Origin of the sequence: Luteipulveratus flavus (assembly GCF_029439465.1) — a bacterium.
In the GTDB taxonomy this organism is placed as follows: domain Bacteria; phylum Actinomycetota; class Actinomycetes; order Actinomycetales; family Dermatophilaceae; genus Luteipulveratus; species Luteipulveratus flavus.
This window is the reverse complement of record NZ_JAROAV010000008.1, coordinates 127,028-143,391: the sequence shown is the minus strand read 5'-3', so window position 1 is coordinate 143,391 and position 16,364 is coordinate 127,028. Positions and strand designations below refer to the sequence as shown.

15 protein-coding genes are annotated in these 16,364 nt (G+C 69.5%); 11 read left to right on the top strand and 4 right to left on the bottom strand.

The genetic code is table 11. From position 1 onward, the window contains the following. Positions 1-35: 35 nt before the first annotated feature. Complete coding sequence (locus P4R38_RS02415; RefSeq protein WP_277190891.1) at positions 36-188, bottom strand: hypothetical protein; 153 nt, start codon at positions 186-188, stop codon at positions 36-38. A gap of 398 nt (positions 189-586) precedes the next feature. Here P4R38_RS02415 and P4R38_RS02410 point away from each other — a divergent pair, with 398 nt between their 5' ends. Beyond that, the gene (locus tag P4R38_RS02410; RefSeq protein ID WP_277190890.1) at positions 587-979 is read left to right on the top strand and encodes a hypothetical protein; all 393 of its coding nucleotides are present in this window, start codon (positions 587-589) and stop codon (positions 977-979) included. Positions 980-1,109: 130 nt separating this feature from the next. Here P4R38_RS02410 and P4R38_RS02405 read toward each other — a convergent pair whose 3' ends face one another. Continuing rightward, on the bottom strand, positions 1,110-2,102 hold the full coding sequence (locus P4R38_RS02405; RefSeq protein ID WP_277190889.1) for a malate dehydrogenase: 993 nt from the start codon (positions 2,100-2,102) through the stop codon (positions 1,110-1,112). Positions 2,103-2,225: 123 nt separating this feature from the next. On the opposite strand from P4R38_RS02405, the gene P4R38_RS02400 reads away from it, so the two are divergent. The 6 genes from P4R38_RS02400 (at position 2,226) to P4R38_RS02375 (ending at position 8,299) form a co-directional block, all read left to right on the top strand. Then, positions 2,226-3,503: a carboxylate--amine ligase gene (locus tag P4R38_RS02400; RefSeq protein ID WP_277190888.1), complete on the top strand. Its 1,278-nt coding sequence runs from the start codon at positions 2,226-2,228 to the stop codon at positions 3,501-3,503. Continuing rightward, positions 3,500-4,315 carry a cysteate racemase gene (gene cuyB, locus P4R38_RS02395; RefSeq protein WP_277190887.1) on the top strand — a complete coding sequence of 272 codons (816 nt, stop codon included), beginning with the start codon at positions 3,500-3,502 and terminating at the stop codon, positions 4,313-4,315. The genes P4R38_RS02400 and cuyB overlap by 4 nt, the downstream gene beginning before the upstream one ends. Before the next feature lie 538 nt (positions 4,316-4,853). Continuing rightward, positions 4,854-5,393, top strand: coding sequence for a helix-turn-helix domain-containing protein (locus tag P4R38_RS02390; RefSeq protein ID WP_275239751.1), 540 nt, complete (start codon positions 4,854-4,856; stop codon positions 5,391-5,393). A 60-nt stretch (positions 5,394-5,453) separates the two neighbouring features. Beyond that, positions 5,454-6,674: an NADP-dependent isocitrate dehydrogenase gene (locus P4R38_RS02385; RefSeq protein WP_275239749.1), complete on the top strand. Its 1,221-nt coding sequence runs from the start codon at positions 5,454-5,456 to the stop codon at positions 6,672-6,674. Between the two features lie 4 nt (positions 6,675-6,678). Next, positions 6,679-7,467: an exodeoxyribonuclease III gene (locus P4R38_RS02380; protein ID WP_277190886.1), complete on the top strand. Its 789-nt coding sequence runs from the start codon at positions 6,679-6,681 to the stop codon at positions 7,465-7,467. A 31-nt stretch (positions 7,468-7,498) separates the two neighbouring features. After that, on the top strand, positions 7,499-8,299 hold the full coding sequence (locus P4R38_RS02375) for an HAD-IIA family hydrolase (protein WP_275239746.1): 801 nt from the start codon (positions 7,499-7,501) through the stop codon (positions 8,297-8,299). 75 nt (positions 8,300-8,374) lie between these two features. Here P4R38_RS02375 and P4R38_RS02370 read toward each other — a convergent pair whose 3' ends face one another. Continuing rightward, positions 8,375-10,825 (bottom strand): immune inhibitor A domain-containing protein, encoded by a 2,451-nt coding sequence (locus P4R38_RS02370; RefSeq protein WP_277190885.1) that lies wholly within the window; start codon positions 10,823-10,825, stop codon positions 8,375-8,377. Positions 10,826-11,029: 204 nt separating this feature from the next. On the opposite strand from P4R38_RS02370, the gene P4R38_RS02365 reads away from it, so the two are divergent. Then, the gene (locus P4R38_RS02365) at positions 11,030-13,018 is read left to right on the top strand and encodes a S9 family peptidase (protein WP_277190884.1); all 1,989 of its coding nucleotides are present in this window, start codon (positions 11,030-11,032) and stop codon (positions 13,016-13,018) included. A 3-nt stretch (positions 13,019-13,021) separates the two neighbouring features. Here the strand turns inward: P4R38_RS02365 and P4R38_RS02360 are convergent, their stop codons facing one another. Next, positions 13,022-13,825, bottom strand: a complete 804-nt coding sequence (locus P4R38_RS02360; RefSeq protein WP_275239741.1) for a DeoR/GlpR family DNA-binding transcription regulator — start codon at positions 13,823-13,825, stop codon at positions 13,022-13,024. A gap of 164 nt (positions 13,826-13,989) precedes the next feature. On the opposite strand from P4R38_RS02360, the gene trpS reads away from it, so the two are divergent. The 3 genes from trpS (at position 13,990) to P4R38_RS02345 (ending at position 16,360) form a co-directional block, all read left to right on the top strand. Further along, on the top strand, positions 13,990-15,021 hold the full coding sequence (gene trpS, locus P4R38_RS02355; protein WP_277190883.1) for a tryptophan--tRNA ligase: 1,032 nt from the start codon (positions 13,990-13,992) through the stop codon (positions 15,019-15,021). 21 nt (positions 15,022-15,042) lie between these two features. Then, entirely contained in the window at positions 15,043-15,576 is a 534-nt protein-coding gene (locus P4R38_RS02350) for a 2'-5' RNA ligase family protein (protein ID WP_277190882.1), read from the top strand. 64 nt (positions 15,577-15,640) lie between these two features. Continuing rightward, the gene (locus P4R38_RS02345; protein WP_275239738.1) at positions 15,641-16,360 is read left to right on the top strand and encodes a succinate dehydrogenase cytochrome b subunit; all 720 of its coding nucleotides are present in this window, start codon (positions 15,641-15,643) and stop codon (positions 16,358-16,360) included. Positions 16,361-16,364: the final 4 nt, after the last annotated feature.

The window sequence follows — 16,364 nt, the reverse complement described above, 5'->3', positions numbered from 1 at the left end:
GAGCCGTTGGCGTTGAGCCGCGAGCCGACTCGCCATCACGTCACGGCACAACTCCCGCTCGGCACGACGACGATCACGGCGTGCTGTACGCAGAGGTCCGCGTAGCCACCGAGGACGATGGCGATGACCGTCGCGATGAGCTCGACCATGGCAACGCCGGTCGGATCACCGGTGCCCGTGGTGGCCACCGTGCTCGGAGCAGACGAGACCCGTGGTGTTGCACGTGCTGCAGGTGAGTGAGTTCCCGAAGTCCTTCAACGTCCCCCCCTTGCAGTCAGAGCAGTCGTGCAGAGGCCGGTAACACTTCGTGCACTTGTTCATGACGTCCTCCTCTATCTGGTGGTTCTTGGCAGTAGGGACCGTATGCGGGTCGCGCCGTTGGGTGGAGTCCTGCTTTCTCGGGACTTGAACTGCGCGCTCGCCTGTTCGTCCGAACCGGATGTAGTGGAATTTCGGGACAGGCGAGCGGTGACTCGCTCGGCCAGGATCAGGTCACGACCGGAGAGGACGCAGCGTCTCAAGGCGCTCGTTCTCATCACTGAGACCCGCTCGTACGGCTCACACGGCTCACAGGGGAGACGAAGACATGGCACGTTGGGAAGACCTGGCCGGCTACATCCGGAACACCTACAAGATCAAGAACGACGACGGAACTTTTCTCGAGCTGTTGTTCAGGCTGGACAACCATCGCTCCCAGGTCGTCATGGTCTCAAGGGCGCAGATGCCTTCGAGCTCTCAGGACTGGGCGATCATCGCATCACCCTTCGGCTCGGCGGCACAGGTCGACCTGCAGATCGTGCTCCGCGAGGCATCCGAGTACGTGGCCGGGGGAGTCGTGCAGTACGCGGACATGTTGTGCGTGAAGCACGCTGTGCCGCTCGGAACGCTGGATGTCGACGAGTTCGAGGAGCCTTTCGAACTGGTCATGAGAACGGCGGATGCGCTGGAGGCCAAGTTCTTCGGCGGGGACCGATTCTAGCACGCTGCAGCACCTCAGGCGCTCGCCGCCGCGATCGCGGTCATCTTCGAGCAGGTCAAGCTGCCCTGACTCCAGGGACGACGAAGGCCCGGTCCGCACGCGGACCGGGCCTTCGTCGTACGTCGTCGCGTCAGCCGAGCAGGCCGAGCTTCTTGACCGTCTCGCGCTCGTCCTCGAGCTCCTTGACCGAGGCGTCGATCTTGCCGCGGGAGAAGTCGTCGATGTCCAGGCCCTGGACGATGCTCCACTCGCCACCGGAGATCGTGACCGGGAAGGAGGAGATCAGGCCCTCGGGCACGCCGTACGAGCCGTCGGACGGGACGGCCATCGAGACCCAGTCGCCGTCGGCGGTGCCGAGCTGCCAGTCGCGGGCGTGGTCGATGGTCGCCGACGCGGCGGACGCGGCGGACGAGGCGCCACGGGCGTCGATGATCGCCGCGCCGCGCTTGGCCACGGTCGGGATGTAGGTGCCCTCCAGCCACTCCTGGTCGTTGACCAGCTGGGCGGCGTTCTGACCCTTGACCTCGGCGTGGAACAGGTCGGGGTACTGGGTGGCGGAGTGGTTGCCCCAGATCGTCATCTTCTTGATGTCCGCCACGGTCGCGCCGGTCTTGGCCGCGAGCTGGGCGATCGCCCGGTTGTGGTCCAGACGGGTGAGCGCGGAGAAGCGCGACGCCGGGATGTCGGGGGCGTTGCTCTGCGCGATGAGGGCGTTGGTGTTGGCCGGGTTGCCGGTCACCGTGACCTTGACGTCGTCGGCCGCGTGGTCGTTCAGCGCCTTGCCCTGGGGGGCGAAGATGCCACCGTTGGCCTCGAGCAGGTCACCGCGCTCCATGCCCGGACCGCGCGGGCGCGCGCCGACGAGGAGGGCGTGGTTGACGCCGTCGAAGACGGTGTTCGGGTCGTCGCCGATCTGGACGCCGGCGAGGGTCGGGAACGCGCTGTCGTCCAGCTCCATGACGACGCCCTCGAGGGCCTTCAGCGCGGGGGTGATCTCCAGCAGCCGCAGCTCGACCGGCTGCTCCGGCCCGAACAGGGCACCGCTGGCGATGCGGAAGAGAAGGCTGTAGCCGATGTTGCCGGCAGCACCGGTCACGGCAACCTTGATGGGCGTGGTGGTCACGATGATCCCTTCGGGCAAGGCGTGCATTAACGCCTCGGACCGTAGCAGCGCAAGGGAAAACGCTGATCGTCGGTCTCGCGTCGGTGGAGCCGGTCGCGCCGGCGGGCCGTAGGGTGGTCCACCGTGACGCGAGTACCCGACACCCAGCGCTTCGTCCCCGTCCTGCTCGGCGCGGACGCCTCCACGTACAGCCTGGCGCGCAGCTTCCACGAGGAGTACGACGTGGTGTCGGTCGCGGTGTCGCGGCTCGGTGCCGGGCCGGTGGCCAACTCGCGGATCATCGAGACCTCGCAGGTGTCGGACCTGGACGACGCGGACGCCCTGGTCGCGCACCTGCTCGAGCTGGGGCAGCGGTTCGGCGAGACCCCGCTGATCCTGCTGTCCAGCACCGACTTCCTGGTCCGTCGCATCGTGGAGCTGCGGCACAAGCTGGAGCCGCGCTTCACCATCCCGTACCCCGACCTGGCGCTGATCGAGCGGATGACCGACAAGGCGCAGTTCAGCGAGCTGTGCGGCGAGCTGGCCATCGCCCACCCGCAGACCGTCGTGTACGAGGTGGCCCGCCACCCGCAGCTGCGCGACGACGCCGAGCTGCTGGCCGGGCTGAAGTTCCCGATCATCGCCAAGACCGGCAACAGCGCGCTCTACCACCAGTACGACTTCCCGGGGAAGCAGAAGGTCCACACCGCCGCCTCGCGCGAGGAGCTGATGGACCTGATGCAGCGGGTCCACGACAGCGGCTACCCGGGCACCTTCATCCTCCAGGACATGATCCCCGGCCTGGACGAGGGCATGCGGATCCTCACCTGCTACAGCGACAAGAGCGGCGCCGTGCGGTTCGCGTCGTACGGGCACGTGCTGATGGAGGAGCATCTGCCGGCCACGCTCGGCGTGCCGGCGGCGATCGTCACCGGTGAGAACCACGAGGTCGTCCAGGAGGCCAAGCGGCTCCTGGAGCACGTCGGCTGGCGCGGCTACGCCAACTTCGACCTCAAGTACGACCCGCGCGACGGGCGGACCAAGTTCTTCGAGCTGAACCCGCGCCTGGGCCGCTCCAACTTCTACGTCACCGCCTCGGGTCACAACCCGGTCCGGTACTACGTCGAGGAGTACGTCGAGGGTTCTGACCTGTCCGACGAGCCGGCGCTGCTGGAGTCGTCCAAGGAGGAGCTCTACACCTCGCTGCCGGTGCCGCTGCTGCTGCGCTACCTGCCGAACGACCTGCGCCGCAAGGTGATCGGCATGGCCGCCCGCGGCCGGGTGACCAACCCGATGATGTACGTCCGGGACCCGAACCCCAGGCGCTGGGCCTACGTCCTCGCGTACGGCGTCAACCAGGTGCGCAAGTACGCGCGTGTCTACCCGCCGCCCAAGCGGGACCGTGACGGGCAGCCGGCGTGAGCAACGACTCCGCTGGTCGAGGAGGCGAGCCCCCCAGGGCGAGCCGTCTCGAGACCCAGGTGCGCGTGTCCGCGGACCAGGGCTGGTCGAGCCCGGTCGTCGGCATCATGGGCGGCCTGGGCCCGCTGGCCGGGGCGACCTTCCTGCGCGTCCTGACCCTGCTCACGCCGGCGTCGTCGGACCAGGAGCAGCTGGACGCGGTGCTGCTGAGCCACTCGACCACGCCCGACCGCACGGCGCGCATCAAGGACGCGTCGGCGCCGGACCCGACGCCCGTGCTGCTCGCGGACGCCCTGCGGCTGCAGGCGATCGGCGCGGAGCTGATCGCGGTGCCGTGCAACACCGCGCACGAGTTCCTGCACGGGGTGACCGCCCAGGTCGACGTCCCCATGATCGACATCGTCGACGTGACGGCTGCGGCCGCGGTCGAGCGGGCGCGCTCGCGATCCGGCGACGGCTCTGCCCGGGTCGGCATCCTGGCCACCGACGGCACCCGCGCCGCCGGCATCTATGCCCGGGCCGTCCGCGGTCTCGGCGCAGATCCGGTCGACACGACCGACGACGAGCAGCGCGAGGTCATGCGGATCATCTACGGCCAGGTCAAGGCGGGTCTGCCCACCGACCTGGACGCGCTGCTGCGGCTCGTGGACGCGATGGTCGAGCGCGGTTGTACGGCCGTGGTGCTGGGCTGCACCGAGCTGTCGGTCGCCTACGACGAGCACCGGCTGAGCAGTGACGCACGGATCGTCGACTCGGTCGACTCGCTCGCGCGGGCCACGATCACCCGCGCGGGCCGCACCCCGCTCGCCTGACCCTCGCGGGGGCGCGCGGCTGCTGTGCGCTGCCCTATGGCTGGAGACGGTGTCGTCCGCGACGGGTTTTCTCGGGCGGCTGCTGTGCGCTGCCCCGTCACTGAGGCAGCAACCCGGCGGGGCAGTGCAAACGGTGGGGCAGTGCAAACGGTGGGGCAGTGCAAACGGTGGGGCAGCGCACAGCAGGTTGCGGGGGCTCTGCCGCTCGCAGATTGGCCCGGTGAGGCAGTGCAAGAACCGCGGGGCAGTGCACAGCAGGTTGCGGGGGGCTCTGCCGCTCGCAGATTGGCCCGGTGAGGCAGTGCAAGAACCGCGGGGCAGTGCACAGCAGGTTGCGGGGGGCTCTGCCGCTCGCAGATTGGCCCGGTGAGGCAGGGCAAGAACCGCGGGGCAGCGCACAGCGTGGGCAACGCACAGTGCGTGCGGGCGAGTACGGCCCGACGCGCGCGCCGTCCACATCCCTCGACCGGCGGCGTCATCATCCACAGCTCGGATCGCCGGTCGGACAGCGAGGGGGCGGTCGAGCAGGGTCGGTGGCATGGACCTCGACTTCCCCGTGGCGCCCGCCGGCCTGATCCAGCTGAAGATGCCCTGGCGGTGCGGCCGAAGGGTCGAGCCCACGTTCGCGGTCGAGGTGCAGCGTGCCCGCGCGGACATCGACGCCGTCGCCGAGATCGCGATGCTGCTGCGCCGCCACCGCCGGGAGTTGGGTCTGAGCCAGCGCGAGCTGAGCGAGCAGATCGGGCTCAGCAAGAGCATGGTCGGCAGGCTGGAGGCAGACGCGGCCGGCGTGACACTGGGTGCGGTCCTCGCCGCGCTGGCGACCACAGGTCACACCCTGCGAGCCGTCGACGTGGCACACCGGGAGGTCGCGGGCGCGCCTCCCGACTGGCCGACGGTTGAGCTGGTGGCCCGAGACCTCGCGGGGCGACGCTTCCCGGCCACGATGGACGTGCGCCGCTCGAACCCGGCGGCCGAGATCCCGTACCGGTGGTCGCGCTACCGCGACGACGAACCGCCGTGGCACGCGGTACGGAGCAGTCCAGCCGATTCACGCGCGGACGAGCGAGGGGCGTAGCCTGCTGGGGCCGCCGTTGCGCGCCGAATCAGCCTCACCCCACAGGAGCCAGAAGTCAGCATGGAGAAGATCAAGGTCAAGAATCCCATCGTCGAGCTCGACGGTGACGAGATGACGCGCATCATCTGGCAGTTCATCAAGGACCGGCTGATCCACCCGTACCTGGACGTCGACCTGAAGTACTACGACCTGGGCATCGAGAACCGCGACGCGACCGACGACCAGGTCACGGTCGACTCCGCCAACGCCATCAAGGAGTTCGGCGTCGGCGTGAAGTGCGCGACGATCACCCCGGACGAGGCCCGCGTCGAGGAGTTCGGCCTCAAGGAGATGTGGAAGAGCCCGAACGGCACCATCCGCAACATCCTCGGCGGCGTGATCTTCCGCGAGCCGATCATCATCAGCAACATCCCGCGCCTGGTGCCGGGCTGGACCAAGCCGATCATCATCGGCCGCCACGCCCACGGCGACCAGTACAAGTCGCAGAACTTCAAGGTCCCCGGCGCCGGCAAGGTCACCATCACCTACACGCCCGCCGACGGCAGCACGCCGCTGGAGCTCGACGTCGCCGAGTACGACGCCTCCGGTGGTGTCGCGATGGCGATGTACAACTACAACCGCTCCATCGAGGACTTCGCCCGGGCGTCGTTCAACTACGGCCTGCAGCGCAAGGTCCCGGTCTACCTGTCGACCAAGAACACGATCCTCAAGGCGTACGACGGTGCGTTCAAGGACATCTTCCAGCGCATCTTCGACACCGAGTTCAAGGATCAGTTCGACGCGCTCGGCCTGACCTACGAGCACCGCCTGATCGACGACATGGTCGCCTCCGCGATGAAGTGGGAGGGCGGCTACGTCTGGGCGTGCAAGAACTACGACGGCGACGTGCAGTCCGACACCGTCGCGCAGGGCTTCGGCTCGCTCGGCCTGATGACCTCGGTGCTGATGAGCCCCGACGGCAAGACCGTCGAGGCCGAGGCGGCGCACGGCACGGTCACCCGCCACTACCGCCAGCACCAGCAGGGCAAGCCGACCTCGACCAACCCGATCGCCTCGATCTTCGCCTGGACGCGGGGCCTGGCCCACCGCGGCAAGCTGGACGGTACGCCCGAGGTCACCCAGTTCGCCGAGACCCTCGAGCGCGTCTGCGTCGAGACCGTCGAGGAGGGCAAGATGACCAAGGACCTCGCCCTGCTGGTCAGCAAGGACCAGCCGTACCTCACGACCGAGGAGTTCCTCGCCGCCCTGGACGAGAACCTCCAGAAGGCGATGGCGGCCTGATCAGGTGCGCCTGATCACGGCCAACGTCAACGGGATTCGCGCGGCCGTACGGCGCGGCGGGCTGGACTGGCTCGCCGCGCAGCAGGCCGACGTGGTCACCCTGCAGGAGGTGCGTGCCGACGCCGACCAGCTCGGCGCGAGCCTGAAGGGGACGGCCTTCGAGTCCTGGGACGTCGTCGCCGCGCCCGGTCCGTCCGCGGGCCGGGCGGGCGTGGCCGTGCTGAGTCGGCTGCCCGTCCTCAGCGCGAGCACCCGGCTGCCCGGGCTCGTCGACGAGGGCCGGTGGATCGAGGCCGTCGTCCGGACGGCCGAGGGCGTGCCGGTGACGGTCGCCTCCACGTACGTGCACACGGGCGAGGCCGGCACCTCGAAGCAGACCGACAAGTACGCGCTGCTGGACGCGATCACCGCCCGGCTCACCGACCTGCGCGAGGAGCACGCGGTCGTGACGGGCGATCTCAACGTGTGCCACACCGAGCGCGACCTGAAGAACTGGAAGGGCAACCGCGGCAAGGCCGGCTTCCTGCCCGAGGAGCAGGCGCGGCTGACGCGCTGGTTCGAGGACGGCTGGGTCGACGTCGGCCGGACGTTCGCCGGCGAGGTCGACGGGCCGTACACGTGGTGGTCCTGGCGGGGCAAGGCGTTCGACAACGACGCCGGCTGGCGCATCGACTACCAGATCGTCAGTCCCACCCTCGGCGCGCTGGTGAAGCACGCCGAGGTTGGGCGGGCGCCCACGTACGCCGAGCGGTGGAGCGACCACGCCGCGGTCGTCGTCGACTACCTCCTGTGAGTTCGGCCCGGTACGCGGGAGACTGACGACCATGACGAACCGCAAGCCCGTCGAGTGCTGGCTGACCGACATGGACGGCGTCCTCGTGCACGAGGAGCAGGCGATCCCCGGCGCCGCGGACTTCCTGCACCGGCTGCAGGAGACCGGCCGACGGTTCCTGGTGCTGACCAACAACTCCATCTACACCCGCCGCGACCTGCGCGCGCGGTTGCAGGCCTCCGGCATCGACATCCCGGAGGAGGCCATCTGGACCTCCGCACTCGCGACCGGCAAGTTCCTGCAGGACCAGCGCGAGGGCGGGTCGGCGTACGTCATCGGCGAGGCGGGGCTGACCACCGCGCTGCACGACGCCGGCTACGTCCTGACCGAGCGCGACCCCGACTACGTGGTCCTCGGCGAGACCCGGACGTACTCCTTCTCGGCGATCACCCGCGCGATCCGCCTCATCGGTGACGGCGCCCGGTTCATCGCGACGAACCCCGACGCGACCGGCCCCAGCCCCCAGGGCCCGCTGCCCGCGACCGGCTCCATCGCCGCGCTCATCACCAAGGCGACCGGTGTCGAGCCGTACTACGTCGGCAAGCCGAACCCGCTGATGATGCGCAGTGCCCTCAACCGGATCGACGCGCACTCCGAGACCACGGTCATGATCGGCGACCGGATGGACACCGACGTCGTGAGCGGGCTGGAGGCGGGTCTGCGCACCATCCTGGTGCTGACCGGCTCGACCCGCCCGCACCAGGTGGACCGCCACCCGTTCGTCCCGACGCGGGTGGTCGACTCCATCGCCGACGTCGTCCCGCTGATCGACGAGTTCGCGCCGCACGACTGACGTCGTCTCCGCGGACCCCCGCGGAGACGGCAGAGGGCCGGGAGGACGAGTCCTCCCGGCCCTGTGCCCGGCCTCCTAGCGGCGCTGAGAGATCTTGACCTTCATCGTCGTGCCCTGCTGGTTGAGCACGCTAATGTTCACACCGTTGTTCGGCACCTTGACGCCGGTGTAGGGCGTCTCGGCGTACCAGTACTGTCCGTTGTCGCGGAACGTGGGTTGCGCGGCCTGGCCCCGGATGTAGTTGGGCTGACCGTTGACGTGCAGCGTGATCGAGTCCGACTTCTCCCGGGAGAACGGCGCGTCGTACCCGGCGACGCGGGAGCGCCAGTACGTGCCGTCCAGCCGGACGAGCGGACGGGCGTTCGCGTCGATCGGCAGGATCAGTCCGTTGCCGGGGTGCTGCGTGGTGTTGTTGTTCGTGTAGCTGGTGTCCCAGTAGCTCACCAGCAGACCGTCCTGGTAGGGGAAGTGCTCGGCGAAGTTCGGCTTGGTGTTCGCGTAGCCGAAGTTGTAGGGACCCGACTGCAGGTACCTGTCGAACGACACGTAGTCCCGGTGAGAGGCGATGTAGTAGTTGTCGAAGCTGTTCGTGACGGTCGCCCCCACGGAGGAGAAGCCGGCCAGTGTCCAGCCCTCAGGCGAGGCCTCCGCGCCGGAGGAGACGAGGGTGGTCGACCCGGACCTCACCGCGATCTCGTCGGCGAAGAAGCCCTTGCCACCGGCGGCTCCGTCGGTGGCGTACCGCAGGCGCAGCCCGATCGTCTTACCGGCGTACGCCGACAGGTCGAAGGTGGCGGGTGTCCACCCGGTGCTCTTGCCGTCGATCCCGTTGCCCTCGGCCGCCTTGGTGATGCTGCCCGGGATCGCGGTCCAGCCGGATCCGGTGTCGACCTGGACGTAGGCGTAGTCGCAGGCGTCGCTGCCGCAGTCCTCGATGTCCCACTGTGCCTGCATCGTCAACGACGCCGGCGACCCGGCGGGCAGCGCCACCTGGCGGGTCATGGTGTTGTCGAGGTCGTCGCCGCTGCCGCTCCACCAGGTCTTGCTGCCCGCGAAGGGCTGGACCAGCGCCGTGGTCACCGGTTTCTTGGGCAGCACCGCCACCACGGCCTGGGCGCGTGGGCTGTTGTACTCGTGCGGGCCGAGCTGCAGCGTGCGGTTCTGGCTCGGGAGCACGGTCTCGTAGTCGAGCCAGCCCAGCTGCAGCTTCTCCCAGGCGCCGAAGTCGCCGGCGCGGGTACCGATGCCCTGGTCGTTCGGTGCGCTCAGGCGGCTCTGCGCCATGATCGACCACCAGTCGACGCCGTTGCCGCCAGGATCGTTGCGGTTGGTGTCGTAGAGGTCCGGCAGACCGAGGTCGTGCCCGTACTCGTGGGCGAAGACGCTCATGCCTCCGTTCTCCGGCTGGATGGTGTAGTCGCCGACCCACAGCCCGGTGGTCCCGACCTGCGCGCCTCCGCGCTTGTTGGTGCTGGGGCCGGTGGACCCGGTGCCGGCCTGGTCGACGTACCAGCGGTGCGACCAGATGGCGTCCTCACCCTGCTGCGGATCGCCGTCGGCCTCGTCGCCGCCGGCGTGCACGATCTGGAAGTGGTCGATGTAGCCGTCCGGCTCGTTGAAGTTGCCGTCGCCGTCGTAGTCGTACCGGTCCCAGACGTCGAACGTCTTCAGCTCCGCCTTGATCTGCGCCTCGGTGCGGCCCATCGCTCGCTGCTCGGTGACCCAGGTGTCGACGGCTTCGTCGACGAGGTTCCAGGTGTTGGAGCAGGCAACGGCACCGCACACGTTCGGGTCGTCGCCCGCCTTGCCCTCGTTCGGGTCGGTGGACCGGCCGTAGCGGGCCTCGTTGTAGGGCACCTTGACCCAGTCGGTCACCGTGCCCGACACGCTGTAGCGACCGGAGGACTGGCGCTCGTAGTACTGGCGCACCGACTCCGGGGCCTTGCCGGACCCGGGTGCCCCGCCGGTGCCGAAGTACAGGTCCTGGTAGTGCTGGCGGTTGTAGTCCGGCTGCCAGATCGTGCGGTTGTTGTCGGCGCGGTTCGGCTGGGGGATCTGGTTGTGCAGCGGACCGTTCCAGGTGACGGGTCCAGGGGTCGCCGGGTTGATGTCCTTGTCGGGGTACCGGGGGTCGCGCTGGTTCCCGAACTCGGCGAGGACGACGAAGATCCGGTCGGTCTTCTCCCGCGACAGCTCGACGTACTGGTCCTTGCCCTTCTTCGCGGCGGTGCGTCTTCCGGACTTGTCGGCCTTGACGCTCTCGGCTCCGGAGCCCACCTTGAGCACCGTGCTGGTGCCTCGTCGCTCGGGCTTGGCCTGGCCGTTGATGATCTTGGTCAGCGCCTCCTGGCGCAGGGCCCGCCGCTTGCTCTCCAACGGGTTGGGCAGCTCGTGCCGGCCGGCGGTCGACAGCTCTGTTGACGGGCCAGGTGGTGGCGCCGATGTGGCGTGACTCGTGGGTGCGAGGCTGAGGCTGAGCCCGAGGGCCGCAGCGGCCCCGAGCACCTTGGGGGCAGTCAGATGCACGTCTTCCTCCAGCGATGATTCGCCGTGTGCGCACCCGTGGGGGGATCCGAGGGGTGACGGTCCCGACCGGATGTGGGCTGCGGGCGCAGCCATGGGCAGTTGATAACGAAGTGATCTACGTCACAAGACCTCGCTCTGGTCGTTATCGATTCGTGATCTTCGAGCCGGCGTCGGGCCACGAGCCCGCGGGTCTACCGTCAGGGCGTGGCTGACTCGCGCACTTCCGAGAAGGAGCGGTCGCCGTTCGCGGCGATGCTCACCGACCTGCTCCACGACCGCACCTGGGTCTCCGCGCCCGAGGTCGCGCCCGACGGCCGGCGGATCGCCTTCGTCGTCTCGACCATCGACCTGGACGAGAACACCACGCGGTCCCGCGTCTGGCTCAGCGGCCCCGACGGCGATCCCGCACCTGTGACGGCCGGGCCGCACGACGGGCAGCCGCAGTGGTCGCCGGACGGCCGCTTCCTGGCGTTCACCGCCAAGCGCAGCGAGAAGGAGGAGAAGGCGACCCTCCACGTCCTTCCGGTCGGCGGTCCGGGGGAGACCCGTACGGTCGCGACGCTGGACGAAGGCTTCGAGGACCTGCGCTGGTCGCCGGACGGCCGTCGGCTGGCCTTCATCAGCCGGACGCGGGACGCCCGTTACGACGCCAAGGACGAGAGCTGGCAGCCGCCCCGACGGATCGAGACGTTGTTCACCCGGCTCAACGGCGAGGGCTGGATCGCCGACCGGCCCGCGCACGTGTACGTCGTCGCGGCGGACGGCACCGGCACGCCGCGCAACCTCACGCCGGGCCCGTACCAGCACGGTGGCATCTCCTGGCTGCCCGACTCCAGCGCGGTGGTCACCTCGGCGAAGCGGCACGAGGGCTGGGACCTCGACCTGGCCGAGGACCTCTACCTGGTGCCGCTCGACGGCGAGATCCGCGCGCTGACCTCGCAGACCGGGGTGTACGGCAGCCCGTCGGTCTCCCCGGACGGCACCCGGGTGGCGCTGCTCGGGTACGACGACCCGCGCACCGAGCCGCAGAACTCCCGCGTCGGCGTGCTCCCGCTCGCCGGCGACGACGGCATCACGTGGGTGTCCACCGGGCTGGACCGCTCGTTCGCGCCGTACCCCGGGGTGCGTCCGCCGGTCTGGACCGGGGACACGACGCTGCTCGCCACGGCCGAGGACCGCGGCGAGGTCCACGTGTACGAGGTGACGGCCGACGGCTCGTCCGACCCGAAACCACTGACCTCGGGACCCGTTGTGGTGCAAGGCTTCTCGGCTGCCGGTGGGACCGTCGCGATGGCGCAGGCACGGGTGGAGCGCCCGGCCGAGCTGGTCACCCTCGACCGTCAGATCACGGGGCTCACCCGGTCCCTGCGCGGCTGGGAGAGGTTTGCCGTGCCGTGCACCGACGGCTCGGGCGAGATCGACGCGTGGATCATGCGACCCGACGACTTCGAGGAGTCCCGCCGCTACCCGGTGCTGCTCAACGTGCACGGCGGCCCGTTCACCCAGTACGGCGAGACGTTCTTCGACGAGGCCCAGATGCAGGCGGCCGCCGGCTTCGTCGTCCTGATGAGCAACCCGCGCGGCGGCAGCGGACGCGACACCGTGTGGGGGCAGTCGATCGTCGGGCCGAAGCACCCCACCATCCCCGGCACCGGCTGGGGGTCGGTCGACGTGGACGACGTCATGGCGGTGCTCGACCACACCCTCGACACCTACGCGTTCTGCGACCGCGAGCGGGTCGGCATGCTGGGCGGCAGCTACGGCGGGTACATGGCGACGACGCTGGCCGGCCGGTTCAGCGACCGGTTCAGGGCGGTCTGCTCCGAGCGGGCGGTCAACAACATGGTCAGCGAGGAGGCCGCCTCCGACATCGGCGGCGCGTTCCAGGTCTACCTCGGCGTGAACGTCGCCGAGGACCCCGGGGCGTACGCCGCGATGTCCCCGATGCGGTACGCCAAGGACATCGACGTGCCACTGCTGATCCTGCACGCCGAGGACGACCTGCGCTGCCCGGTCAGCCAGGCCGAGGAGCTGTTCCTGGTGCTGCGGCTGCTCGGCAAGGACGTGACGTTCTACCGGTTCCCCGGCGAGGACCACGAGATGTCGCGCAGCGGGTCCCCGGTCCACCGGCGGATGCGGGGCGAGATCGTCCTGGACTTCTTCACCGAGCGCCTGGCCTCGCGCCGGGAGTAGCGACTACTCGCCGACGGCGGCGTCGTCGTGATCGCTGCGCGGGGCCACGATCAGGTGGACGTCCAGGTCGGCGATGGCCCGGCGCGCGTCGTCACCGAGCTCGGCGTCGGTGACGAGGGTGTCCACCTGGTCGAGGGTGGCGATCGTCTGGAGCCCGACGACGCCCCACTTGCTGTGGTCGGCGACGACGACGATCTTCTGGGCGCACTTGATCAGCGCCCGGTTGGTCTGTGCCTCCTGCAGGTTCGGCGTCGTCAGTCCCGCGGCGATGTCGATGCCGTGCACGCCGAGGATGAGCGTCTCGACGTGCATCGTCGCGAGCATGGCGTTCGCGACCGGACCGGCGAGTGCGTCCGACGGCGTCCGCACCCCGCCGGTGAGCACGACGAGCTGGTCGTCGCGGACGGGATCGTAGAGGAGCTCGGCGACGCGCGGTGAGTTCGTGACCACCGTCAGCCGCTTGATGGGCCGCAGCTCGACGGCGACGGCGTACGCGGTGGTGCCGGCCGACACGGCGATGGTGCTGCCGGGTCCGATCAGCGAGGCGGTGGTCCGGGCGATCTCCGACTTCTGCACCGGGTTCATCTCCGACTTCACCGAGAACCCCGGCTCGTCGGGGTGGCGGTCGCCGATGGCGGTGGCGCCGCCGTGCACCTTCATGACCAGCTTCTTGCCGGCGAGCGTCTCGATGTCGCGCCGCACGGTCATGTCGGACACACCAAGGGTGGTGACCAGCTCGGAGACGCGTACGCCGCCGTTCTCCTCGACCTCTCGCAGGATCAGCTCCTGCCGCTGTCGTGCCAGCATCTCGGCCTCCCTCGTCCGCCCGGTCACAGCTCCCGGGATCGCCCGCATCTCGCACAAGTAAACAGGATCCGACATCGGTCCTGTCCCCGGCTGGTCGTACGGCCCGGAGCCGCTCGGACGGGGTCGCCTCCGGGCGGCGTGCCCCGGCACGGCAGAATCGCCCCATGTCGCCGTCCGTCCCGACCCCTGAGCGCCCGAGGACCTTCTCGGGCATGCAGCCGACCCACGACTCGCTCCACCTGGGCAACTACCTCGGTGCGCAGGTCAGCTGGGTGCGGATGCAGAACGACTTCGACGCCTTCTTCTGCGTGGTCGACCAGCACGCCCTCACGGTCAACCCCACGCCGGAGGAGCTGCGGCGCCGCACCCGGGTCACCGCCGCGCAGTACCTCGCGGGCGGCATCGACCCCGAGCGTTCGACGGTGTTCGTGCAGAGCCACGTCCCCGAGCACTCCCAGCTGGCGTGGGTCCTCAACTGCATCACCGGCTACGGCGAGGCCGCCCGGATGACCCAGTTCAAGGACAAGGCGGGCAAGCGCGGCACCGAGGGCACCAACGTCGGTCTGTTCACCTATCCGATGCTGATGGCGGCCGACATCCTGCTGTACGACGCGGCGGCCGTGCCGGTCGGCGAGGACCAGCGCCAGCACCTGGAGCTCACCCGCGACCTGGCCCAGCGGTTCAACGCGCGGTACGGCGACACGTTCGTCGTCCCCGAGCCGCACATCCCGGCCGCGACCGCGAAGATCATGTCGCTGCAGGAGCCGGCGGCCAAGATGAGCAAGTCCGCCGACAACCAGTCCGGCAACCTGATGATGCTCGACGAGCCCAAGGTCAACACCAAGAAGATCAAGTCGGCCGTCACCGACACCGACAACGCGGTCCGCTACGACCCCGAGGCCAAGCCCGGCATCGCCAACCTGCTGCGCATCCACGCGGCCCTGTCCGGCGAGAAGGTCGAGGCGCTGGTCGAGCAGTACGCCGGCGAGAACCGGTACGGCGCGCTGAAGACCGACGTCGCCGCGCTGGTCGCCGAGGTGCAGGCGCCGTTCAAGGCGCGGGTCGATGAGCTCGTGGGGGACCCCGCCGAGCTCGACCGGGTCCTCGCCCGGGGAGCCGCGCGCGCCCGGGAGGTCGCCGCCGTGACCCTGCAGCGGGCGTACGACGCCGTCGGATTCGTCCCCGTCGCCCGCTGACGTGGGGCAGAGTTCGGTCTCATGAACGGCGAGGAGAGGACGATCGGGGTCTCCGTCCCCGTCCCGGCCCCGCACGGGGAGCACCTGCAGGCGGTCCGTCGTGACGTCGGCGACCCGCTCGCGGACGCCGTCCCGTCGCACGTCACGCTGATGCCCCCGACGCCGGTCGACCGCACGCTGTGGCGCCGGCTGACCGCACACCTGGCCGCGATCGCCGCCGGCGCCAAGCCGTTCCGGATGACCCTGCGCGGTACGGGCACCTTCCGTCCGGTGTCACCGGTGGTCTTCGTCGCGGTCGCCGAGGGCATCAGCTCCTGCGAGATGCTGGAGCGGCAGGTGCGCTCGGGGCCGGTGCACCGCGAGCTGGACTTCCCGTACCACCCGCACGTGACCATCGCGCACGGCATCGACGAGGACGGCCTGGACGAGGCGTTCGACACCCTCTCGGCGTACGAGTGCAGCTTCGACGTCGACGGGTTCGACCTCTACGAGCACGGCCGTGACCAGGTCTGGCGCTCGATCCGGCGGTTCGACTTCGGCGCCGCCTCGTCGTGACCCCGGTCACGTGAGGCTGCCCTCACCGCAGGGCGGCTGCTGAGCGCGCAGTAATGTTCGCCTTGTGGCAACGAACACCCTCCCCGCGAAGAAGCGGACGGGGAAGGTCGGCAGCACGATCTTCCTGAAGACACTGATGGCCCTCAGCGGCGTCGTCTTCGTCCTCTACGTCATCGCTCACATGTACGGCAACCTCAAGCTGTTCGCGGGGGAGGAGTCGTTCAACACCTACTCCGAGCACCTGCGCACCTTCGGTGAGCCGATCCTCCCGCGGCACGGCCTGCTGACGATCATCGAGATCGTCCTGGTGCTGTGCCTCGTCGCGCACGTGTACTCGGCCGTCGTGCTGGCCCGCCGTGCCGGCGCCGCCCGCCCGCAGAAGTACGCGGTCAAGAAGCGCGTGGCGCAGACGTTCTCGGCCCGCTGGATGCGCTGGGGCGGTCTCGCGCTGCTGCTGTTCGTGATCTGGCACATCCTGAACTTCACCAACCCCAAGATCAACGTCGGTGACCAGGGCAACGGGCCGGACATCAAGCACAACCCGTACGCCCTCGTGGTCGACTCCTTCCAGACGTGGTGGCTGACCCTGATCTACGTCGCCGCGATGGTGGCGCTCGGCATGCACCTGCGGCACGGCATCTGGAGCGCCTCGCAGACCCTGGGCTGGACGAGCACGACCAGCGCCCGTCGGACCGCGAACACCGTCGCGATCGCCGTGGCCCTGGTCGTGGCGGTCGGCTTCGTGCTGCCCCCGCTGTTCGTGCTCTTCGGCGTGATCGATTAAGGAC

Coding starts and splice junctions, on each gene's coding strand:
- P4R38_RS02410 (WP_277190890.1), top strand. CDS start 587: ATGGCACGTTGGGAAGACCTGGCCGGCTACATCCGGAACACCTACAAG.
- P4R38_RS02390 (WP_275239751.1), top strand. CDS start 4,854: ATGGACCTCGACTTCCCCGTGGCGCCCGCCGGCCTGATCCAGCTGAAG.
- P4R38_RS02385 (WP_275239749.1), top strand. CDS start 5,454: ATGGAGAAGATCAAGGTCAAGAATCCCATCGTCGAGCTCGACGGTGAC.
- P4R38_RS02375 (WP_275239746.1), top strand. CDS start 7,499: ATGACGAACCGCAAGCCCGTCGAGTGCTGGCTGACCGACATGGACGGC.
- P4R38_RS02360 (WP_275239741.1), bottom strand. CDS start 13,825: ATGCTGGCACGACAGCGGCAGGAGCTGATCCTGCGAGAGGTCGAGGAG.
- trpS (WP_277190883.1), top strand. CDS start 13,990: ATGTCGCCGTCCGTCCCGACCCCTGAGCGCCCGAGGACCTTCTCGGGC.
- P4R38_RS02350 (WP_277190882.1), top strand. CDS start 15,043: ATGAACGGCGAGGAGAGGACGATCGGGGTCTCCGTCCCCGTCCCGGCC.